The organism is uncultured Clostridium sp., from assembly GCF_947039605.1.
In the GTDB taxonomy this organism is placed as follows: domain Bacteria; phylum Bacillota; class Clostridia; order Clostridiales; family Clostridiaceae; genus Sarcina.
This window is the reverse complement of the sequence record NZ_CAMQZG010000026.1, coordinates 1-23679: the sequence shown is the minus strand read 5'-3', so window position 1 is coordinate 23679 and position 23679 is coordinate 1. Positions and strand designations below refer to the sequence as shown.

Here is a 23679-nt window from a genome sequence, read left to right as displayed (position 1 = left end):
TATTAATCCACCTCACTTATTAGTTATTTTTATATTCTTCGAATCCTTTTTCTTGGATTTCATTTGCAAGAGATGCATCTCCTGTTTTAACAATCTTTCCATCTACTAAAATATGAACATAGTCAACTTTTAAACTATCTAATATTTTACTATTATGAGTTATAATTAAAACTGCATTTTCTTCATTCGCAAACATCTTGATTCCTTCTGATACTATTCTTACAGCATCTACATCAAGACCTGAATCTGTTTCATCTAGTATAGCAAGCTTTGGATTTAAAGCTAGTAATTGTAATACTTCATTCTTTTTCTTTTCTCCACCTGAGAAACCAACATTTAAATATCTTCTTAAATATCCTTTTTCAATTTTTAGACTATCACTTATTTTTTTAAGCTCACTACTAAATTTTAAATATTTAACAGGCTCTCCTGTAATAGAAGTTCTAGCTGTTTTTAAGAAATTCTCAACTGTGATTCCTGGAATTTCCTCTGGTGTTTGGAATGATAAGAATAAACCTTTTTTAGCTCTCTCATCTGTTTTAAGTTTTGAAATATCTTCTCCACCAAAAATTATCTCTCCAGCAGTTTGCTTATATCTTGGGTGGCTCATAAGTGTGTTAGCAAGTGTTGACTTACCAGCACCATTAGGTCCCATTATAACGTGAACTTCTCCCTTGTTTACTACTAAATCTAAACCTTTTAATATTTCTTTATCATCAGCCTTTGATTTAAGACCTTTAACTTCTAATAATCTATTCATTTTAACTTATCCTCCTACGATAACCTAGAAATTCTTAGCGTTTTACTCTGATTTAAAAACGTATTTCTAGAACAAAAAACTTTTATTTATATTCTTCAATTTAATTATTTCTGTATGTATTAATTAACATTTCAAATTTGTACTTATTTAGTACGTTATTTATATTCTACTATTTTTCTCGGAATTAATAAATAGCAAATTGAAAAAAACTTTAATTTTTTAATAATGATTATTACTAACCCTAGTTTTTAAGCCATTTTACAAAAATAATTTTTTAAAAAAAATGAGCTAATATCTGTTTTATTAGACATTAACCCATCTTTTATAGATTTTTAAAACCCATTATTCTTAGCAACTTCTTTAATCCATCTGCCTGATTTCTTAATTTTTTTCTTTCCAGTTTCTAAATCTAAAGCTATATATCCATATCTATTTTTATAAGCATTACACCATGACCAGCAATCTATAGGTGTCCATGAATGGAAACCAAAACAATTTGCACCTTCTTCTATTGCCTGATGTAAAAATGTAAGATGTTCCTCAAAGAATTCTATTCTATAATCGTCTTCAATAATTCCATCTGCATTCATAAACTTTTCTTCGCCTTCAACTCCCATTCCATTTTCTGAAATGAACCAAGGTATATTATCATAGTTATCTTTAATATTTATCGCTATATCATACATACCTTTAGGATATATCTCCCATCCTCTATGAGGATTCATTCTTCTGCCTGGCATTTGATAACCTTCAAAGTATATATTAGGCATCCATGTAGAACCTTTAAACTCCGTTTCTCTCTTTTTCACTCTAAGTGGTTGATAATAATTTATCCCAAGAAAATCAACAGTATTTTTTCTGATAATCTCCATGTCATTTTCTTCTTCTACCCACATAACACCATCTTTTTCTAAAATATCTGTTAGAAGTTTTGGAAATTCTCCTTTAGCCGCAGGATCAAGGAAACATCTATTAAACATTACATCTGTTATTTCTGCTGCTTTTAAATCTTCTTCATCATTAGAATCTTTTGGGTATGGTGGTGCAAGATTTAAAACTATACCAATAGCCCCATCTTGACCTTGCTCTTTATATTTTTTAATTGCCTTTGCTGATGCAAGATTTATATTAAACATAGCCTGTATGAATTTTTTACCATCAATAACCTTTGGATAATGGAATTGATATAAATATTGTCCTTCTATAACAACTATAGGCTCATTAAAAGTTATCCAAGTTTTTACTCTATCACCAAATAACTCAAAAGCAGTTGCTGCAAACTTTGCAAATAAATCTGTAACATGAGATGATTCCCAACCTTTATATTTTTCATAAAGTTCAACTGGTAAATCAAAGTGATGTAAATTCATAACTGGAATAATATCATTTTTGATACATTCATCTATTACATCATTATAAAATCTTACACCATCCTCATCTGGCTCTCCTGTTTCCAAATCTTTTATAAGTCTTGTCCATTGGATTGATGTTCTAAATGAATTAAGCCCTATTTCTTTAAGCATAGCAATATCTTCTTTATACGTATTATAAAAATTTGATGTTACCTTTGGCCCTACACCATTAAAGAAAAGTTCAGGTTCAACCTCAAACCATTTATCAAAAACACTTTTATGAGGTTTATTAAAATCACCCTCTGACTGTGGTCCTGAAGTGGCACTTCCCCACCAAAAATCTTTTGGAAATACTAATTTTTTATCCATATAGTTCATTCTCCTTTATCTTTTAAATTAAATATATAATTAATTTACTCTATCCATATAATTTTTAACTGCACCTATAATACCTGAATCATTTGAAAACTCACATCTTTCTAAAACAAAGTCTTTACCAAAGCTAGAATATGAATCAACTCTTCTTTTAAGTTCATAAATAATATCTTCTCTAACGCTAATTCCCCCACCAATTAAAATTTTATCTGGGTTAAGTATAAAGTAAAGGTTATGAAGTGCTATTGAAAGACTTTCATAGAATTTAACTATTTGGTCTTGTGCATGTATATCTCCCTTTTCTGCTTGCTCGAAAACATACTCACCACTAACATCTTCTATTTTTTTATTAGTTCTTTGTGCATATAACCTTCTTAGCATATATGTACTGCATGTATTGCTTATAGTTGAATTAGACGGTGTATTATTATTTATACCAGATGTAATCATAAATCCAATTTCACCAGCCATAAAATCTGCACCTTTGTGAAGTTTATTATTTATAAAAGCTCCACCACCAACACCTGTTCCTATTGTCATAACTAAAAATGTTTCGCACTCTTTTCCATTACCTAACCATTTTTCTGCAAGAACAACACACTTAGCATCATTTTCAATTTCAACATTAGTTTTTAGTCTATCTCTTAGAATATCTCTTAAATTAAAATCATTAAAATCTTCAAGTGCTCCTTGAACTTTCATAGCTCCTGTATCAGAATTTATTATCCCAGGGCTACTTATTCCCACACCCTCAAGATTATAAGTTTCTTTATTATCTAAAAATAATTTTACTATTGTTTCTAAAATTTCAGTTCCTTTTCGGATAGTTTCTACACTACCTTTAAACAAAATCTGTCCATCTAAGCTTATAACTCCATATTTGATATTAGTTCCCCCAATATCTATAGCTAAAATATTTCTCATAAAACTCTCCTCTTAATCCAATAAATCAAAGAAATTAGATTTTATCCTATGATAAAATCTAACTCTTTAAATATTTTTATTTTTGAATATCCTTGTTTGCTAAAATTACAAAAGGTGCATACATAACAATTGATAATACAAATGTACATGCTGCAAGTATTGTAGCTCCCATATCTCCCCCTGTTGCTAAGAAAGCTGATATAACTGGTGGCATTACCCAAGGTGGTGCTATATATATATGTCCCGCAAATGGTATTACTGCGGTAAAGAACCAACCTATAAATACCAGAATAACTGGTACAAAGATAAATGGCAGACACATAATAGGATTTAATACTATTGGCAAACCATATATAACTGGTTCATTAATTTGGAATGTACTTGGCATAACTGTAAGTTTTGCAAATTCTCTATGTTCTTCTCTTTTTGAGAATATAAATATTGCAATAACAAGTCCAAGTGTCGCTCCTGATCCACCATGCATAGCATATACGTCAATCATATTTCTTGTGATTGCATGAGTTGGCTCTGTACCATGTATTAATATGGCCTCTGAGTTGCTTTTAAGTGCAGCACCCCAAACCATATCATAAGCTGGTCCAACTATTAATGTACCATGCAGTCCAAAGAACCATAATACTTGATGAATAAATACTAAGAATATTAATGTAAATACTGATTGTCCAAGATTAGTTAAAGGCTTTTGAAGCATCATATTTATAAAATCTTTAACACTTGAATCTAATCCAACTAAGAAAATTGTTGATACTATTCCAAACACTGTAAATACAAGTGCTGCTGGAATAATAGCTGAAAATGCTTTTGAAACTGCTGGTGGAACCTGCTTTGGCATTTTTATAGTCCAACCTTTTCTTACTGCAAATGTATACAATTCGGTAGCGGTAAATGCTACAATCATCCCTGTAAATAAAGCTTCTGAGTTAAAATATGTCCAAGACATACTACCAAATCCACCATCACCATATGATTGCGGTGTTAAAATAAGATAAGCAACTGTTGAAATAAGTCCTGCTGAAACTTTATCAACTTTATTGATTTTTGCAAGACAATACGAAATACTAAATACTGAAAATATAATACCAAGTGCTAATGTACCCCACCAAATTTGATTTAAAACAGAAATAACTGTTTTATCAAGCATAGGTTGAATGCTCTCATGATAAAATGGAATTTTATTAAGTTTTTCACCAATAATTGACCATTCTAAAAATAAAACTTCTTTTAACATGATTACGATTGATCCAACCATACTAATTGGAACTGTCGCAATAAACCCATCACGCAATGCACAAAGATGTCTTTGACCAGCTGTAAATGCTGCTAGAGGCATTAAATATTTTTCTAAGACTCCAGCAAATCGATTAACTAATGTTTCCATATAACTTCTCTCCCTCTTTATTAAATTTTAATATTAACTACTATTTATGGTGCTATTAAATCCTTTACACCAAACTCAAAAATAACTGTAAATTTTCTAATTTGCCCTTCAAAACAATTTATCGTTAAATACAATTACAAAATTACCAATAAAATGTTTTTATGTCAATATGAGTTATATAAATATTTATACATTTTAGAAAAAGTTCAATAAATCTAAAGTTTGTCCATTTTTCTAGTAATTTTATATGAAAAATTCTCTAAATAACTAGTTTTCACGCCTTAAATTCAGCTATAAAGAGCTTTCTAGTGTGTTGTTTTTCCTTTTAACCACTTTTGTAGAAATTTTAGTAGTATTTACTATCTTGATAATATTTAATATTACTATTGTAATTTGAGTTCCTTCCTTATATATAATAGAAATTTTTCGCTACATTAGAATTGCCTCTTTAACCTTTGTAAAATAAGTGTTTTTTGTATTGTGTGTCAATAATTTTTACTAGTGTATTTTAAAATAGCCACTTTATTGATATTCCATCCTTAGTTTTTCATAGTTATTAAAATTTTTTTATCATTTAATCTTTGTGTGTTATTTTCTATAACCTATCTAATCCTACATAATAAGTTCATCTTTAGTTTTGTGCAATTATTTGTAAACAAAAAAAGAGCTAAAGCCATCTATTGACTTTAACTCTTCCTACTAAATATATTCTTCTATTTTAAGTTTTGCATAGTTATCAATTATAGCTCCAAATTCTCTTATAGAATAATTTATATTAAATCTAAAATTACTATCTGAACCTATATAATCTGCATTAATCCCTATTTGATCTGAAATAATTCTAGCTCTTAATATATTAAAACTACTTGTAACAACGGATACTTTATCTTTAGCATCCCCTCTACCATATAATATATTTTTACTAAACTCTAAATTTTGTATTGTAGACATTGATTTATTATCTTGAAGAATCCTGCTTTTATTTATTCCATGATTAATAAAATAATTACTCATTGCAACTGACTCTGGTACATCCTCTGATACACCTTGTCCACCTGAACAAATCACTTTTGTATCTTTATGAGTATTTAAATAATCAAGTGCAACATTTAACCTTTCAATTAAAACATTCCCTGGTTTAGAACCCTCAAGCCCTGCACCTAAGACTATAATATAATCGCTATTTGGTACATTTTTTGATAAATCACTATCAATAATATCATACCAAATAATTCCTTCAATAATAATAAAACTAATAACAAAAATAGCGACTGCAAATCTATACAAACCTGATAAGATTTTTATAAATTTACTTTCAGTATTTTTTGAAATCATTCTCGCAATAAATACTCCATAAATCATAATAACAAAGCCCATACAAAAAATCTCTGTAAAATCAGCCCCAAAGATTCTTAAAGCACCTGTTAATAACACAAGTAAAATTACTATTCCAATATGTTTTTTCATCTGTTACTCTCCCAACTCTATTCATTTGTAAACTATCAATTTAAATTATACTATATTTTAAAGTTTTCTACACACTTTCAAAATTAATATTAAATCTTCCATAAAACATAAAAAAAGAACTTATAAATAAAAGATTTTTATAATCTTCTATTTATAAGTTCTTTTTTATTATCTATATTGTTTTTTCTCAATTTAATTTTAATTTCAAATATTCTATTGTTAATATTTGCACTTATGTTTCCATTCATTTTTTCCACCAAAAGTTTAGATATTGAAAGTCCAAGTCCTGTTGTTTTTCTTAATTTAGACTTATCTGCTGTAAAAAATCTATCAAAAATAAACTCTACATCCTCAACTTCTATAGATGAAGTTTCATTAGCAAAACTAATAATAATTTCTTTATCAGTTTCTTCAAGTTCTATTCTATAATAATTTTCTCCATGAATAAGTGAGTTATAAATTATATTATTAAATACTCTAGTTAATGCACTCTTATCACCATACAAAACTATTTTCTTTTCTGGAATTATTATCTTTGGCTCTTTATTTCCCATCTTTTTAATAAAATCGCAATAATAAACTGCTAGAGTATCCCGTAGAATATCATCAACATTTACTTTTTCAACTTCTAAATTTATATCATCGTTCTCTAATCTTATAAACTCAAAAAGTAAATCTAACATTTTTTGAACTATAGAAATCCTACCATTAATAACTTTTACATATTCGGTCTTTTTTTCTTCTGATATATTACCTTTTTCAATTAATTGAAGATATCCACTTATAGAAGTTAATGGTGTTCTAAGGTCATGTGCTATGCTAACTATTGTTGTTTTAAGAGCTTTCTGCATTTTTCTAAGCTTTATATCATTTTCCTTATTCTTTCTAAGAATTTGATTTATATCTTTAGCTATTGCTATAAGTTCCTTATCAAAAGTTGATGTAGTTATCTCTTTATTAGTATCACTACTAACTATAAAATCAAGATTTTTTCTAAGCTCCCTAATCTTTGCTTTTTGAAGATAAAAACTACTTATAAGAATTATTATTAATATAACTATAATTGAACTCAGAATTAATATCATTATGTTACTTCACATCCTGCCTTTTTAATATAACTATTCCTATTATACTAAAAATGATTATACAAAGCACACCAAGACCTATTCCTCTAAAAATAAATTCATTACTAACACTTCCCTGTGAAGCTGAATAAAGATAAAATGACATACTAAAATTATGAATATCTATATTTTTCTTCATAAATATCCCTATAAACCCTACAAATGTGTTTATATTATAAATTGCTACTGCAACTATAGCACCTATTATTCCACTTTTAGTAATTGCTGTTATACTAACTATCATTGTTATATACGCTATAATATATATAATTCCTAAAATATATGAAAAGAATATTTGGTCTATTCTTATACCAGTTCCAAATTTATATATAATAGAATCAACAACTATAATTATCAGTGTAGTTGAAAGCCAAATAAGTATACTTACTATAGAAAAACTAATTATATTTCCTATCAAATATTTTTCTCTAAGAATTCCTCTCCCAAGTATGTTCTTTATAGACCCATTACTAAAATCAACATGCACCATCATAGCTGTAAAAAGTATTATCATAAATCCATAATCCTGCACAGGGTCACTAAATAAACTAAGTTCTTGGGCTCCAGAAACTAAATAATTTCCACCTTTTGCTTGTAGAATAATAAAAACTATTACATTTAATAAGACAAGACCTAAATAAAAATATCCAAATTTACTTTTAGAAAACTTATAAAAATTACTTCTAATTACATTAATCATATTATGCATCCTCCCTTACTCTATTTATGAAATATTCTTCAATATTTTCACCACTATACATAAGAGATTTAACTGCAACTTCTTCTTTTGCAAGAGCTATATTTACTTTTGAAATATCACTATACTCAAATATCCTTATGATATTTCCATCTAAAACATCATACTCTTTTATACCTAAATTAATTTCTAAAATTCTTGTAGCCCTTTTTACGTCATCTTTAGCAATCCCTACCTTAATGCATTTATTAACCTTATCTTCTAATTCTTCCTTAGTTAACTGTTCTACAAATTTGCCTTTGCTAATTATCAAATAATCTGTAGAAAGTTTATATAACTCACTAATAATATGACTTGATATTAAAATTGTTATTCCATACTGGTCATTTAACTCTAATAGCAATTGTCTTACTTCTAACACACCTTTTGGATCAAGTCCATTTATAGGCTCATCTAGTATTAACATATCTGGATTTCCAAGTAACGCTATAGCTATACTCAGTCTTTGTTTCATTCCAAGCGAAAATTTATTTACCTTCTTATCTGCTGCTTCTACTATATTTACTTTAACTAGTAACTCATCAACTATTTCTTTTTCAGCTATTCCATATAATTTTCTAAAAAACTCTAAGTTTTCTCTTGCTGTTAAGTACTTATATATTCCTGGATTCTCAATTAAAGAGCCAATTCTTTTATGTCCTTCTTTTAAATCATTTGACCCAAATAATCTATAACTTCCTGAAGTTGCACTTGTAAGTCCTGTTAGTATTCTCATAAATGTTGTTTTCCCAGAACCATTCATTCCTATGATTCCATATATACTTCCTCTCTTCACTGTTATAGATATATTATCTAAAACTTTTTTTCTTCCATAATATTTGCTTATTCCATCTGTCTGTAAAGCATACTTCATACCTATCTCCTCCTCTATTTTCATACTCTTATCTTTTAATATTTATTTAGCTAGTTAAACTACTTCTAAAAGTTTAGCTACCTATACTTCTATTATAAAAACTAAGTTTATGAAAACTCTTTAGAAAGTTTAAAGATTTCTTAAAGATTTTTATTAAATTACTTAAAGAAAGTTTAGTTAAGCTTAAATCCTATACCCCATACAGTTTCTATATAAGATTCTTCCTTGCTTATCTTTGTAAGTTTAGCCCTTATATTGCTTATATGTACACTAACCGAATTATCTTCTATCCCGCACTCATCATTCCATACAGACTCATATATTTGATTTTTTGTGAAAACATTAGTAGGTCTACTCATAAGTAATTTTAAAATTTCAAATTCTAACCTTGTTAGATTTATCCTATTCCCTAAAACTATTACTTCATATGTATCTAAATTTAAAGTTACATCCTTATACTCTAATAAGTTTCTTCTCTTCTCATCCTCACTAATATCAGATAAAATATTATATCTTCTAAGTACTGCCTCTATCCTTAAAAGAAAAACATCAATATCAAAAGGCTTAGTAATATAATCATCAGCACCAGACCTAAACAAATCTACTTTGCTCTCTTTATCATCCTTACTAGTTACAGCAATAACTGGTATATCATTAATTTCTTTAATCTTTTTAATTACCTCATTACCAGACATAGCAGGTAACATAAGGTCAAGTAACACTAAACTGCACTTTTCATACTTAACCATCATAACTGCCTCTGTTCCAGAATAAGCTGACAGAACCTTATATCCTGCTGCCCCTAAGATTTCTTTCTCTAAATTATGTATATCCATATCATCTTCTACTATTAAAATTGTATTCATTTTTACTCCTCCAATATCTTAAATATTTTACACAGTGCCAGTACTGTTAATTTTCTATTTATACTTATCTAAAAACTCTTTAATTATAGTTATCTGTTCTGTATAATCATTTATTGTATTTTCTATAAAAAAATAGCATCAACATCTATTCATGTTAACACCATTGAATTATAATACCAGCTTATATTTTAACTAACAATATATTATTTCAAAATATGAATATCCCCATGCTTCTTCAATAATCAAGACACTATACCACATATAATTATCAGTCTTAAAAGTTGCAAATTTTTTCATTGTAAGTTCTTCATCTTTAATTACATTTGTTAGTACAAATGTTTTTTGATTCTCACATTTATCAATGATTTGTTTTATAGTAATTTCTTTTCTTATTTCACTATCAGACCAACAATCAAAAAAAATTTTGAGATTCATTTCAATATTTTCTGAAGCTAAATTATTACAAAGCGGAATATCTTCCTTTAACATTTTATAACTACCTAACCTTGAATCTGATGATAGTATAATATCATCCAACTCATCATATGCTATTTTACTAAATATATAATCTATTTCTTCTGCTATACTCATTTCTTATATATCACCTCTGAATAAATTATACTATATAAATCATATTTATTCTCGCTAAAAACTTTCCATCAATATCATTTGACAATTATTCATTATTTTACTAATATAAAAAAAGAATATTTTATATATAAGGAGTTTTACTAAAGATGAAATATACCCTTTTAGAAAAATTAAATTTACTCTTATTTATTCCTTTACTATTTGCAAGTCTTTTTAGTCTAATAACTTATTCTTTTGCGCCAGGATATTATTATTTTATGCTATCATATACTTTAATACTAACTCTAGTCATCCTAAACTTTTCATCGTTATATTATAAATATATCATAATATCTCTATTAACAATTATTATGATAATCCTTACAATGCTCTATATTAAAGGCTTTTGGAATTTTAATAATCTAGATTTATCATTTCTAACATTAAGTTCAATTCAAGGTTATTTTTCAACTTTAATTGGATTAAACATTAATTACACCCAAAATATATATACTATTTTATTAGGTTGTTTTATGATGTTTTCACTTCCTATAATTTTAACTTTAAATTACTTAATCAAAATTTTTCAAAAAAATAAATAATAACCTTTTTCAGTGCAAATTTGAAAGGCCACTCGTATGAGTAGCCTTTTAATTTATTTTAATTTATTTTTATAATAATCAATTACATCTTTCTTTGTTGTAATCCCCATATTTTGTGGAATTACAAGTTCTTTTACATCTATTCCACAAAGTTTTCCATCAACTATATACTCTTTTCCAAATAAATTTTGAGCCCAGCAAACAACTTTGTCTACTGTCGGAGTTGCTATATTACAAAGCTCTGCAAATGCTTTTATAATACAAAGTCCATACTCTAAATCTTCTGTAAAGTATCTTGATTCTAAATCTGGAATAAACCCATCATTATCTTCTTTCATAGGAGTTTTAATAGTTAAGAATCCTACTGCTGTTTGAATCTTTTCTGAAAGTTCTTCTGGATGTTCAATATTATATCTTAATTTTATTTCTTCAAAATCACTTTCTTCAAAGTCTGAGAATTCATTTAAACTTTTAACTATTTCTTTAAGTTCTTCATCAAGTGCAAGTAAAGTTTCTGATGCTATTGTGCCCCACCCTTCATAGAATAATGAGTGATCTGGGTATATAATTGTATCATCATAGTCTTTAAATAGCTCATAAAGTCTTGATGGATGCATTGTTGGGTTAGATGGTGATAATGTTATTGCTAAATAACTTTTAAGTGGAAGACATGGTATATCAATTAAATCTGTTAATATATCACAGATTTCTTGTGTTTTATCTCCTGGAACTGCTGCTATTTTCATAAATTTATTTCTTTGTCTTAAATGAACTATCTCACCATACTTCTCAAGTCTTGTGATAGCCGGAACTCTCTGTGTTCCAAAATATACACAACCTTTTGCAAGAAGCTTCTCTATATAAAATTCTTTTCCACCAAATCCTGGAATTGTTCCAACCATAGTACCTGGTCTAACACTCTCTAAAATTTGATTCATAGTTTTCTCTATCATAAATGATGGATGAGTTATAAGGATTAAATCTGAACTCTTTACAAGTTCACTCAAGTTGTCAGTTACTTTATGAATTTTCACCTTATGCTCTAATTCTTTTTCTGTTTCTACAAGTGTAAGCTCTTTTGCAAAAGAATCTACTCTTGATGTATGAATCCAAACCTTATTTTTTTCATTAATAGACATGTAAGTTGCAAGGTATGTCCCTATATTTCCAGCACCAATAATTCCAATATTCATAACAAAACCCCCTATTTTAACTTCTTATTTATTTAAATTCACTTCATATAAGCCCTATATTTTTTCGATATTTTTATTATATCACAATTACCATATTTTAGATTTTTGTGTTTTTGAATTTTCTATTAAGTTTTTCTAAATTTTTTGCGAAAAATGTAAAGGAACTAGATTATACTAGTTCCTAAAGTTATTTTAATTCAATTCCTTTTGCTAAATAGTATAAACTTAAAGCATATATTTTTGCATTTGAAATTATATCTTCTACACTCATCCATTCATTAGCTTCATGTCCAATTCCTTTCTGCCCTGGGAATGATGGACCAAATGGCACTATACCTGGCATTAATTTTGCATAAGTACCCCCTGTTGTAGTTACAGGGCTTCCATCTTCACCTGTTATCATTTCATATGTTTTAGTTAAAGTATCAACTAAAAAACAATCTTTTTCAAATCTTACTGGGTTAAAATTATTAAGACATTCAACTTCAAAGCTCTTATTAGTATCTTTAATTCTTTTAATAATCTCATCACAAGTAATACAAGCTGGATAGCTTACATTAAACTTTAAAGACAAAACTTCTCCATAATTTATACTATAATTTCTACACTCTAAAATACCAAATTCTTCATCATTAACATCTATATTAAACTGTTCTCCATTATTTTTAGAATTTAAAATATAATTATTTACTAATTCAAAAAAATCATTAAGCCTAGTATTAGGGCATTTAATTTCTATTGTAGCCCTTCCACGCTCTGCATATACAACTGGATACTTACAATCTGGTGTAAATCCCATTATAGGTGCTTTTTCTTTAGTAAGATAATATTTTAAGTCTTCAAATCCACTCTCTTCATCACAGCCAAAAATAATTCTAATCTCTTTATCAAAATTTAAGTTTAATCTTTTTAATGCATACAAAGCAAATAAATTTGAAAGGATAGGACCTTTATTATCTAAAATCCCTCTACTATATATAACTCCATTTTCAAGATGTCCACTAAAAGGTTCATTTTTCCAGCCAATCCCAACAGGTACTACATCTAAGTGACCTATAGCACAAATATAATCTTCACTTTCCCCATAACTTGCGTACCCAATATAATTATCTATATTCTTTGTGTTAAAACCTAACTCTCTAGCAATTTTCAATGTCTCATCTAAAGCTTCTTTTATTCCCTTACCAAATGGAGCATTTTCTTCTTTTTTAGATTTCACACTATTAATTTTTACTATTTTAATAATACTTTCTATCATCTCATCAGATATATTTTCTACTTCTTTTATAATTTTATCTTTCATATCTTATGCTTTCCTCCAAGGTTTAATAAATCTAACTTTTATAATTACTTTTCTACTAAAACCCCTGTTCTAGTTCTCATATAATTTTCTAGCCATTCCTTACTTGCAACCTCATGAATACACTTACCCTCAATATTTTTTGTTATATAGACAGTCGGCTTTTCATTTTCTGTTGCAACAGCAAATGAGAACCCTTCAATATTAGTAGCAACTCCCCATTCGCCTTTATTATTCATTGCTACAAGTGACATATCACCAGCTTGTCCTCTACGTTCTCTAAGGTCTAAATCAAATTCATTTACAACTTTCTCACAGGCCATTTGTGGATGCATACCATCTTTCATAAGTCTAACTATTTCATAAGAAACACAGCCCTTCATAAGATCTTCTCCAAGACCTGTTGCAGTAGCACCCCCAATTTTACTATCGACATAAAAACCTGAACCTGAAATTGGTGAATCTCCAACTCTACCACTTTTTTTCATAAACAACCCACTAGTTGAAGTTGCTGATGTCATTTTACCTAAAGTGTCTAAACATACCATTCCTACTGTGTCATGTCCTGAATATGGTTTGATTTCTAAGTGTTGTATTTCTTTAACTCTATTTTTATAATGAATTTTAGCTCTATCTGTTAACATATTTTTTCTCTCAAAACCTTCTTTTTGTGCAAACTTTTCAGCACCAGCACCAACTAACATACTATTAACTTTTTCTTTTGAAAGTCTTCTTGCTATACTAACAGGATTTGCAAAATCTTTTATTGCAGCAACTGCTCCAATATCAAGAGTATCCCCATCCATATAAGCAGCATCTAATTCTACTATCATTTCTTCATTTGGAAGTCCACCATATCCTACTGATTTATAATATGGAAAATCTTCAACTTCCATTATCGCCACTTCTATTGAATCTCCAGCATTCTCATTATTTTTAAGCATTTCACTTGCTATTGTAACTCCTTCAACTGCCATACGCCATGTTGCTATTATTCCCCACATATATCTAATCTCCCTTTTTAATGCAAATTTTATTTTTCTATACTAATTTATATACGCAATATTTATGCCAATCCACAATTTTTTAACCTTTAACTAAATAATTCATAAAACTATATATAAAAAGTCATATACTTCTTAAATTCTTCACTAGGAAAAAAAGACTTTAACTTTTACAATTAATATATGACTTTAAACTCTGTAAAAAATTAATAGGATAGGTGCACTAAATGAAAAGAATAGATATCGTGTTTCAAACACTTGAAAATTTAGATAAAGGGCTTGGTGTAACAACATCACAGCTTAGTGAAAAGCTTAATTTAGAACGTTCTAATATCAGTAAAGATTTAAATATACTTGTATTAAACAATAAAGTTTTCAAACAGATTTCAAGACCTGTAAAATATTTTATTTCTAATCCATATATCAGTAATAAATCAATTAATAAATCAAAAATAGATATTTTGTCCATGCTATATCCCTCACTTGAAAAATCAATCACGCTTTCTAAAACAGCTATAATGTACCCACCTAGTGGTATGAATTCACTTATAATTGGTGATACAGGTGTTGGTAAGTCTATGCTTGCGAAACTTATGCATGAATATGCTTGTGATTTAAAAAACAAAAAAATTTCATATATTCACTTTAATTGTTCTGACTACTGTGCTAACCCACAACTTTTAGTTTCTCATTTATTTGGTGTAAAAAAAGGGACTTTTACAGGTGCTTCCACTGATAAAATAGGGCTACTAGAGAAAGCTGACAATGGAATTATTTTTTTAGATGAAATACACAACCTTACTAATGAAGGGCAAGAAATGTTGTTTTTATATATGGATACTGGCTATTTTAGAAGACTTGGAGAAGTTTCTGAGAAAAGAAAATCTTCAGCTTTAATAATTTGTGCTACAAATAAAGACATTAATACACATCTACTTGCAACTTTTACTAGAAGAATACCTATTAAAATAGATTTACCATCACTTGAAGAAAGAAATCTTCATGAAAGGCTTACATTGATAGAGTTATTTTTAAAAGAAGAAAGCAAAAAAATTAATGAAGATATTTTTATATCTAAAAATGCACTTCTTTCATTAATGCTATATAAATGCCTAAACAACATAGGACAACTTAAAAATGATATCACTCTAGCTATTGCAAATTCATACTTTGAATATATAGCTCGTAATAAAAAACATATAAAAATTAATAGAGTAGACCTAACTAAACATGTAACAGATAAAGAGACATTTAATACCCAAAATGAAGTTAAAGCACTTAAACTTTTAGAGAAAATAGGCTTTGATAAAGACAACTATGCTTTATACAATAATACTACTGATATCATCAAATATGGTAATGTTAAAATTATAGATGATATCATCAACAGTTTTTCTAATATGATAATATCAATTTATACTCTACCCAAAAGCAAGAATTACCAACACACTAACGACCTATTTTCTGCTTATATCACCACACTAAAATCAGCTAATGAAAAATATCACTTTAGACTAGATAATACTGCTTTTCAAAGATTACTTGTTAAACTTACAAGTTATGATATAGAACTAACTAATATTTTTGATTTTGAAAAAGTTTTTAAAATGCATATAGATATGATTTATGACAGACTTGAAATTTTAAATATAGCTATTAAACCACTATTACTAAGATTAAATACTTTATATCCTAAAACCTATAATATAGCACTAAATTTATCATCAGATATAGAATATATTTATAATGCTACTTTATCTGATATTGAAATTTTATCTATTTTCTTATTTTTACAATATTTCAAATTTCAAAAATTATAAATGCCATATTAGCCCAAAGAAAATACATTTAAATACTGGTTTAAAACCCTCCATAACTACATCTCCCTATTTTTTATGTTTAAATTATTATATGATACTTATTATACTTTTCTTTCTATATTTGAGTACTAATATTATAAATCTTAATTTAATTGTTATTATTGACTATCTATCTAGTATCCATATAATTTTAATATTCTTATAAATTTATATACAAAAAAAGATGGACTTATATTCCTTGTCCATCTTCATAATTTTTTGAACTAATCATTTTTTAACAAACCTTACTTTATAGTTATCCTCTCATACTCTATACCTATATCAGTTTCTTCTATATCTATATTATAATTAACTTCATTACCTAAATACTTTCTAAATGTTATTGAATATCCATTATCTATTTTTTGTATAATATTTTCATGATGGAAAAAACTATTAAACACTACTTTGCTTTCATCTTCAAATTCTCCGATTTTATTTAAACTTCTTGCTACTGCTAATTCTTCAATCCCCTCACTTTCTATATTTAAAGTAACTTCACTCTCATCATTCTTAACATCATCAAGTTTAATTATTTCTCCTGTTGAAAGCTTTATAACTTTAGGATATTTAACATTATTTTTAGTTACATACTCTTTTTTTAACTCTAAATCTTTCTTATCCTCTACTAGCCCATTACTTGTTATTAATTCTATGCTATTTGCATTTTCTAATAATTCTTTATTAACACCATTATAAGTTACTGAATATGAATTCTTTTCAACATCAGGTTCTGACCTATTCATAAAATATAATCTACCATCTACACTTAATATATTATCAGAAGGTTCATCAAATTTTGTGTACTCCCCATTTTTGATAATATTATCTTTATACTCAAATATTAATGTAGTATCTAGAACTGTTGATTCTATATTCTATATTCTTTAATTTATACTCATCATTAACTTTCTTATTTACCTCAAAATCATAAACTTTATCTAATGTATTACTAATATCAGCTTTTATATCAAACTCTACTAAACTTTTATTTTTTTCATTAACTATACTAAAAATCAGCTCTTCATTCTTTTTAAGTTTATTCCCATTAAAATCTAATATCGCTTCAATAATCACAGTATTATCATCAACTTTATGCTCACTCACAAATGTTCCCATAGACTTTCTTTCTTCCTTTTCTCCGAATTTACCAGTTATCATAAATTTATCTAAACTTGAAATTTTTTCATCAGTCTTTACTTCTACTAAAACCATTACTTTATCTCTAGTTATAATTAAATTATCTAAAGTTACAGTCCCGCCATCAAATTCTTCTCTCATTCCTACATATTCTGTATAATCTTTAAATTCTTTAATCATTCCAAACTTATTATAAATCTCCTTTATAAATGGAACATTCTCTGCAATAACAGGTGTTATACCTCCACCTATAAGTACTATCCCTATCATTACCACTGCAATCTTTCTAAGACTTTTCTTATTTTCCACCCTTACTTTTCTTCTTACTTCCTCCTTAATGCTTTCAAGTTCAAATTCTGTTAAATCTTCATTAGAAAATTTCAAACCATTTTTCTTCTCACCATCTTTAAATCTCTTCATAATTACACCCCTCTAACACCAAACTTTTCTCTAAGTTTTTTTCTACCTCTAAAAATTCTAAGATTAATAAACTTCTCTGTAAGACCAAGACTTTTACCTATTTCAATACTACTTTCATCATCAAAAAATTTTCGTAAAAATATCTCTCTATCAACCTCATTCATATTGTTAATTTCTTCTTTGATTTCTTGTATATCCTCAGTACATATAAATTCTTTCTCAATACTATCTTTTGAAGCAATCGCAATTTCTGATATATCACTCGCATTATAATATTTACTCTCTTTTCTTAAAATATCTATAGCTGTATATTTTGAAATTGCCAAAACCCAAACAATAAATTTTTCTTCTTTTCTATCAAATGAATCTATATTATTCCAAATTTTAAAAATAACATCATTAACACATTCGCGGCTAAGCTCTCTATTATTCAAAACCCCATTACAATATTTAAAAATAATATTAGAATAATTTAAAACTAAATAATCTAAAGCCTTTAAATCTTTTCTTTTTAGTTTTTTTATAAAATCATCAAAATCTCTCACTAATCTATTCCCCCATAACTTTTTATGTCCCCTTGAAAGTACTTTCACCCTTATATTCGTATTTAAATTCAAAATATTTCACTTTTCTAAAAATTATTTTTAAAATTTTCATCATTTTTAAATTTTTTTAAATTAAAAACAAAAAAAAGTCCTAGAATTTTTACATTCTAGGACTTTTAAATATTATGTTACATTTTATCTAAAATTAAATTCTCAATCTCTTTGTATAATTCTTCATTATCAGCAAGTAATGCTTTTACATTTTCCTTACCTTGACCAAGTCTTGTCTCTCCATATGAGAACCATGACCCACTCTTTTTAATTCGTACTTAACTCCAAGATCAACAATCTCTCCAAGTCTATCTATACCTACACCGAACATGATTTCAAATTCAGCTTGTTTAAATGGAGGTGCAACCTTATTTTTAACTACTTTAACTCTAACTCTATTACCGATCATTTGATCGCCTTTTTTAAGAGTTTCTATTCTTCTAATATCTAATCTTACTGAAGAATAAAACTTAAGTGCTCTACCCCCAGGTGTTGTCTCAGGATTCCCGAACATAACTCCTACTTTTTCCCTTAATTGGTTAATAAAGATAGCTATACATTCTGTTTTCTTGATAGTACCTGTAAGTTTTCTTAAAGCTTGTGACATAAGTCTAGCTTGAAGCCCTACATGTGACTGTCCCATTTCTCCTTCAATCTCAGCTCTTGGTGTAAGTGCTGCAACTGAGTCAATAACTATTATACCAACAGCCCCACTTGATATTAAAGCCTCTGTAATTTCAAGCGCTTGCTCTCCACTATCTGGCTGTGCAACTATAAGATTATCTATATTAACTCCAAGATTTCTCGCATAAACTGGATCTAAAGCATGTTCTACATCTATAAATGCACATTGCTCTCCTCTTTTTTGACCTTCTGCAATTGCATGAAGTGCTATTGTTGTTTTACCTGAACTCTCTGGCCCAAATATCTCAACAATTCTTCCTTTTGGAAGTCCACCTACTCCTAATGCATCATCAAGTTGAAGTGAACCTGTACTTATAGTTTCCATTTCTGTACCCGCATCACCTAAATTGAAAACTGCACCTTTACCAAACTGCTTTTCAATTTGATTTAGCGTATTCTGTAGTGCTTTTAATTTACCTTCTTCTAATTCCATTCTAAAATCTCCTTCCACTCAAACATCTTCTATTACCTTGCGAATAATAATACTACTATTTCTAATGTAAAAAACTTATTAGAATTTTCATTTCTATCGCGATTTGTAAATTTATTATAACATAATATTTGCAATTAAAATAGAAAAAAAGAACAAACATTCGGTTTTTATTTATAAACATAAAAAGTCTATTTTAAAAATCTTTCTATATCCTCAAGCAACCATTCTTTTGATGTTCTACTAAATAAATATCCTATTTCAACTCCAAAATGCTCTAATACCCTTTCACATAAACTATCTATACTTAAATTCTTATATGTTTTTTTAGCTTCATCTGAAACTAAATTTTCAGAATAAATACTTAAATTATAAACTGTTGATTCAATTGAATCTTTTTGTGATACTGTAAGAACATTCATAACTTGATTATTTTTTATACTTTTTACTCTAATATGTTTTTCATCATATTTATCGATTACTATCTTAACATCTGTAGGTCTATCATTATTAAAATAATTTACTGAATATTCAGCCCCCATACTGTTTTCATCATAATCATATGACCTAATTAAATAAGTAAGATTAAAACCCTTATACTTATTATTAACATCAAATTCTAATAATAAACCCTCTAAATTATTATTTATCTTATAGTTTTTAAACTCTGCATACTCTCTTGAAACCTTATTAATTATCTCTGAATATAATTTTAAATTTTCAGCCCCATCAACTAAAATAAACTTAACTTGTAACATATTTTCCCTCCTAAATAATCTTATAAAAATATTGTATCACTATAAAAAGTTAAAATTGTTGACTTAACTTTAAAAAGATATATCTATTTAATTAACTTTTTCTTCCATTTTATGCTTGTACATTTATAATTAATCTTTTCTTTACAAAAAAAGAGCAGACTAAATAGTCTACTCTAATATTGTATTAAGATGTCATTCCAATATACATACCTGCAAAATATGGTATTAACCAAATAACCCATACTATTACACTAAACTTATGAAATACTGCTTTTGCCTTCTCACTGCCTCTAGTAATAATAAATGTTGCCCATACAGCATGTATAAGCATTAACACGATTGCAAGAGTTCCTGTTGATTGATGTATTAAAAGTTGAATAGGGGTAATTCCTTTATCTGTCCCCGCTGCTGCAATTCTACTCATTGTAAAAGTCCCAAGAGTATCACACACAAGTCCAAGCCAGAATATAACTACATGTTTCTTCTTAAGAACTTTCGCTCTATTCTCTCCCCAAACTCCTATAGTATAAAAAACAAGTGCTGCTGTAATAAATATAATTGCTGGTATTAATAATTTAGGCATTAAAAACCACTCCTTTTATCTTTTGTTTTTTAAATGTTAATGATTATTTTTTTATAATTTCTATAATTTCTTCAAGTTTTGTGCCAACTAAATCTAAAGTTTCTTTTGGAACATCCTTAAATATATCTGCAAAAACTCCATTCATATCATCTTTAATCTCAAATGCTAATGTTTTTCCTTTTTCAGAAAACTGTATATAACTTATTCTCTTATCATTTTCATCTTTTATTCTCTCAAAAACATCTATAGCCTCAAGTCTATCTACAATTCCAGAACAAGTTGACTTTTTAATACTCATTTTTTCACTAAGCTCTGTTAATGTTATTTTATGTTTGTGAGCTACAAATTTTATAGCTGTAATTTGTGACTGTGTAAGTCCTTTGTGTTTTAATCTCTCAGATACCTCTGTATTTATAATTGTATTAAACTCCTTTATATAGAGGCAAATCTTAAATTCATCCATATTCATAACTAAATCTCCTTTTAGTTAGCATGCTAACTATTTATAGAATACACTAAAACTCTTAAAAAATCAAATAAAAATGACTATGAATTTTTTCATAGTCACTCTTATATTTAGACTAACCAAGCTGCTTGACCATTATTTGCTCCATTAAAATCAATAGCTTGACCTGTTTCAATAACTTGAACCTTACCTTCTCTTCCATACTCTTTTAATTGATGTGCTGGAATAACAACTCCATCCCCTGTAATAAAGCCATAATAAAATAATTTATTTCCCTCAACCATCATCTTATTATTAAAAACTGTAAATCCAAAAGCTGGGATACCATTTATCATTATAGCAGAACAAACATTTTCAGAATCTAAACTAGAACTATTAGCCGTTCCAATTGTAATCATAATATTTTCTGCTCCATATTTTTTCAAAAAGTCTTTTTTATCTTGATTATCCATAGAAAATAAATATAATTGTGATTGATATTCCTTACTCGGGATACTATAATTCACACTTTCTTTATACGAATCTATTTGATTACCATCATTGTACCAAGATAAAATGTAATTTCGTAACTTTCCAACTGTCTCTACTCTACATGCTTTTATTTTATCACTAACATAACCTTTTGGAACTCCTAAATATACCTTAACTCCATCTTTAGTTAAAGCTACATTATTAGTTAAATCTATAATTTTTTTATTTGCTACATTAGTAGTAGGTTGATTTCCATCTGAAAATATTATACTACTGTTATGTTTTTGATTTACTAAATTGTATATACATATTCCTATTATTAAAATTATTAGTCCTACAAAAAAACTACCTATTACTTTCTTCATCAATGATTCACCTTATCTTTAATATTTTCAAATTGTGAATTAATTATAAACAAAATTAATAGAAAATTCAAATATTTTCTTTCTTTTTCCATTTTTTCAAATAAACGCTCACTATTTTAATAAATTCAATAGATTTTATACCAAATTTTTATCAAAACTACCCTATAAATTTTTCTTTTAACTTTTGTTTAGCAAACTTTAAAGTTAAATATCCAGCCCTATAACTAAAATAGCAATTTCTATTAAAAATGTAGTCATTTTTAATAGTTCCATATTTCAGAAATTTTTACATTTGATAATATGTTATTAATGTAAAGTATTAATTTGAGTTTATTAAATAAACTTTAACTTCTATTTTTATAATTCTATTCTTTTATTTTATATAGTATGGTTAGTTAATTATTCTTTTAATATTTTTTCAATTAACTAACTAAATTTTAATTAATATCTAATTTAAATCTTATTAACCCTAAAGTCCTATAACTCTCTCTATATAGCTATTTAATACTGTATATTTCATAAATATATTTTCATTTTATTTTGTGGATCTATTTCCACTTCTACATCCACAAAGGTTTTTGTAAACATTTCTACAAACGTATGTGTTTATATAGTTGTATCTCTTTCCAATAAATATAAATGTTACAACTATAATATACAAAACTAAGATAGCTATATTAATATTAATTTTGCAAAAAGGTGCAATCTAAATTGCACCTTTTTGCTAATTTTTATAACTAAATTAGCATTTAAAACTATAGATAACTTCAGTTATCTATAAAAATCATAAAGGGAGATTTTTAAAAATTACGTATAAAAAGGGGAAATTATAAACCTAAAGAAACTAGGGGTACTTTATTTTGAATAAAATATATACTGCTCCAAATAAATTTAATAAAAGAGAGGTTTTTGGACATTGGGAGCTTATTACTGTTGTTTCAAATAAAGAGTGTTTTGCAACTTTCGTAGAGCGTTTAAATGCCTAACTTGGAAAAGTCTCATCCAAGTATTCTTTAAGGAAGTGTTACACTTAACTTGATAATCTATCTTATACAAAAAAAGAAAATAGCTAAATCATAACTTGACTGTTTCCTGATAATAATTTTGTAAACCATTTAGATATTTCCTTTTCAGTATTTAGTTCCTGAAATATGGATAATGAAAATCTTATTACGATCTCATCTATGATCCATTTATAAAAAATCTTAAAATATAATCAAATACCTCTCACTCATCACACCATTTATTGGATATTTAATTCAACTAACTATAATAGTGCAAAAACACTTGAATAATATTACATTTGTATAAAATAAAAAACATTCATAGTAAATCCTTGTTATAATTAAGTTCCTACTCAA

At 27.3% G+C, this 23679-nt stretch carries 22 protein-coding genes and 1 pseudogene; 2 read left to right on the top strand and 21 right to left on the bottom strand.

The window, feature by feature from the left end; genetic code table 11:
- Positions 1–19: 19 nt before the first annotated feature.
- From sufC to Q0V24_RS10700, 13 genes are all read right to left on the bottom strand, one after another.
- Positions 20–760: a Fe-S cluster assembly ATPase SufC gene (gene sufC, locus Q0V24_RS10760; protein WP_297521335.1), complete on the bottom strand. Its 741-nt coding sequence runs from the start codon at positions 758–760 to the stop codon at positions 20–22.
- Positions 761–1092: 332 nt separating this feature from the next.
- On the bottom strand, positions 1093–2481 hold the full coding sequence (locus tag Q0V24_RS10755) for a glycoside hydrolase family 1 protein (RefSeq protein WP_297521333.1): 1389 nt from the start codon (positions 2479–2481) through the stop codon (positions 1093–1095).
- Between the two features lie 39 nt (positions 2482–2520).
- Positions 2521–3411: an ROK family protein gene (locus tag Q0V24_RS10750; protein ID WP_297521331.1), complete on the bottom strand. Its 891-nt coding sequence runs from the start codon at positions 3409–3411 to the stop codon at positions 2521–2523.
- A gap of 76 nt (positions 3412–3487) precedes the next feature.
- On the bottom strand, positions 3488–4810 hold the full coding sequence (locus tag Q0V24_RS10745) for a PTS transporter subunit EIIC (RefSeq protein ID WP_297521329.1): 1323 nt from the start codon (positions 4808–4810) through the stop codon (positions 3488–3490).
- A 699-nt stretch (positions 4811–5509) separates the two neighbouring features.
- Complete coding sequence (locus Q0V24_RS10740) at positions 5510–6277, bottom strand: YdcF family protein (RefSeq protein WP_297521327.1); 768 nt, start codon at positions 6275–6277, stop codon at positions 5510–5512.
- A gap of 137 nt (positions 6278–6414) precedes the next feature.
- Positions 6415–7362: a HAMP domain-containing sensor histidine kinase gene (locus Q0V24_RS10735; protein ID WP_297521325.1), complete on the bottom strand. Its 948-nt coding sequence runs from the start codon at positions 7360–7362 to the stop codon at positions 6415–6417.
- Between the two features lie 4 nt (positions 7363–7366).
- A complete protein-coding gene (locus Q0V24_RS10730) occupies positions 7367–8101 on the bottom strand; it encodes an ABC transporter permease (protein ID WP_297521323.1) in 735 nt (244 codons plus the stop codon).
- 1 nt (position 8102) lies between these two features.
- Complete coding sequence (locus Q0V24_RS10725; protein ID WP_297521322.1) at positions 8103–9011, bottom strand: ATP-binding cassette domain-containing protein; 909 nt, start codon at positions 9009–9011, stop codon at positions 8103–8105.
- Between the two features lie 173 nt (positions 9012–9184).
- Positions 9185–9877, bottom strand: coding sequence for a response regulator transcription factor (locus Q0V24_RS10720; protein ID WP_297521319.1), 693 nt, complete (start codon positions 9875–9877; stop codon positions 9185–9187).
- Between the two features lie 192 nt (positions 9878–10069).
- Complete coding sequence (locus tag Q0V24_RS10715; protein ID WP_297521317.1) at positions 10070–10468, bottom strand: hypothetical protein; 399 nt, start codon at positions 10466–10468, stop codon at positions 10070–10072.
- A gap of 634 nt (positions 10469–11102) precedes the next feature.
- Entirely contained in the window at positions 11103–12242 is a 1140-nt protein-coding gene (locus Q0V24_RS10710) for an NAD/NADP octopine/nopaline dehydrogenase family protein (protein ID WP_297521315.1), read from the bottom strand.
- Between the two features lie 187 nt (positions 12243–12429).
- Entirely contained in the window at positions 12430–13545 is a 1116-nt protein-coding gene (locus Q0V24_RS10705; RefSeq protein ID WP_297521313.1) for a Sapep family Mn(2+)-dependent dipeptidase, read from the bottom strand.
- A gap of 44 nt (positions 13546–13589) precedes the next feature.
- Positions 13590–14546: a N(4)-(beta-N-acetylglucosaminyl)-L-asparaginase gene (locus Q0V24_RS10700; protein WP_297521311.1), complete on the bottom strand. Its 957-nt coding sequence runs from the start codon at positions 14544–14546 to the stop codon at positions 13590–13592.
- A gap of 227 nt (positions 14547–14773) precedes the next feature.
- Between Q0V24_RS10700 and Q0V24_RS10695 the strand changes: the two genes are divergently transcribed.
- The gene (locus Q0V24_RS10695; RefSeq protein ID WP_297521309.1) at positions 14774–16366 is read left to right on the top strand and encodes a sigma 54-interacting transcriptional regulator; all 1593 of its coding nucleotides are present in this window, start codon (positions 14774–14776) and stop codon (positions 16364–16366) included.
- Positions 16367–16650: 284 nt separating this feature from the next.
- Here Q0V24_RS10695 and Q0V24_RS10690 read toward each other — a convergent pair whose 3' ends face one another.
- From Q0V24_RS10690 to Q0V24_RS10655, 8 genes and pseudogenes are all read right to left on the bottom strand, one after another.
- A complete protein-coding gene (locus Q0V24_RS10690; protein ID WP_297521307.1) occupies positions 16651–17151 on the bottom strand; it encodes a hypothetical protein in 501 nt (166 codons plus the stop codon).
- A gap of 91 nt (positions 17152–17242) precedes the next feature.
- Positions 17243–17965 (bottom strand): DUF4179 domain-containing protein, encoded by a 723-nt coding sequence (locus Q0V24_RS10685; RefSeq protein WP_297521305.1) that lies wholly within the window; start codon positions 17963–17965, stop codon positions 17243–17245.
- A 2-nt stretch (positions 17966–17967) separates the two neighbouring features.
- Positions 17968–18510, bottom strand: a complete 543-nt coding sequence (locus tag Q0V24_RS10680) for a sigma-70 family RNA polymerase sigma factor (RefSeq protein ID WP_297521303.1) — start codon at positions 18508–18510, stop codon at positions 17968–17970.
- A gap of 188 nt (positions 18511–18698) precedes the next feature.
- Positions 18699–19678 (bottom strand): annotated as a pseudogene (recA, locus tag Q0V24_RS10675) (recombinase RecA).
- Between the two features lie 188 nt (positions 19679–19866).
- The gene (locus tag Q0V24_RS10670; RefSeq protein ID WP_297521301.1) at positions 19867–20433 is read right to left on the bottom strand and encodes a hypothetical protein; all 567 of its coding nucleotides are present in this window, start codon (positions 20431–20433) and stop codon (positions 19867–19869) included.
- 184 nt (positions 20434–20617) lie between these two features.
- Positions 20618–21016, bottom strand: coding sequence for an HsmA family protein (locus Q0V24_RS10665; protein ID WP_297521299.1), 399 nt, complete (start codon positions 21014–21016; stop codon positions 20618–20620).
- A 43-nt stretch (positions 21017–21059) separates the two neighbouring features.
- Positions 21060–21485 (bottom strand): MarR family transcriptional regulator, encoded by a 426-nt coding sequence (locus tag Q0V24_RS10660; RefSeq protein ID WP_297521297.1) that lies wholly within the window; start codon positions 21483–21485, stop codon positions 21060–21062.
- 107 nt (positions 21486–21592) lie between these two features.
- Positions 21593–22318 carry a hypothetical protein gene (locus Q0V24_RS10655; protein ID WP_297521295.1) on the bottom strand — a complete coding sequence of 242 codons (726 nt, stop codon included), beginning with the start codon at positions 22316–22318 and terminating at the stop codon, positions 21593–21595.
- Between the two features lie 860 nt (positions 22319–23178).
- On the opposite strand from Q0V24_RS10655, the gene Q0V24_RS10650 reads away from it, so the two are divergent.
- Positions 23179–23304 carry a hypothetical protein gene (locus Q0V24_RS10650; protein WP_297521293.1) on the top strand — a complete coding sequence of 42 codons (126 nt, stop codon included), beginning with the start codon at positions 23179–23181 and terminating at the stop codon, positions 23302–23304.
- Positions 23305–23679: the final 375 nt, after the last annotated feature.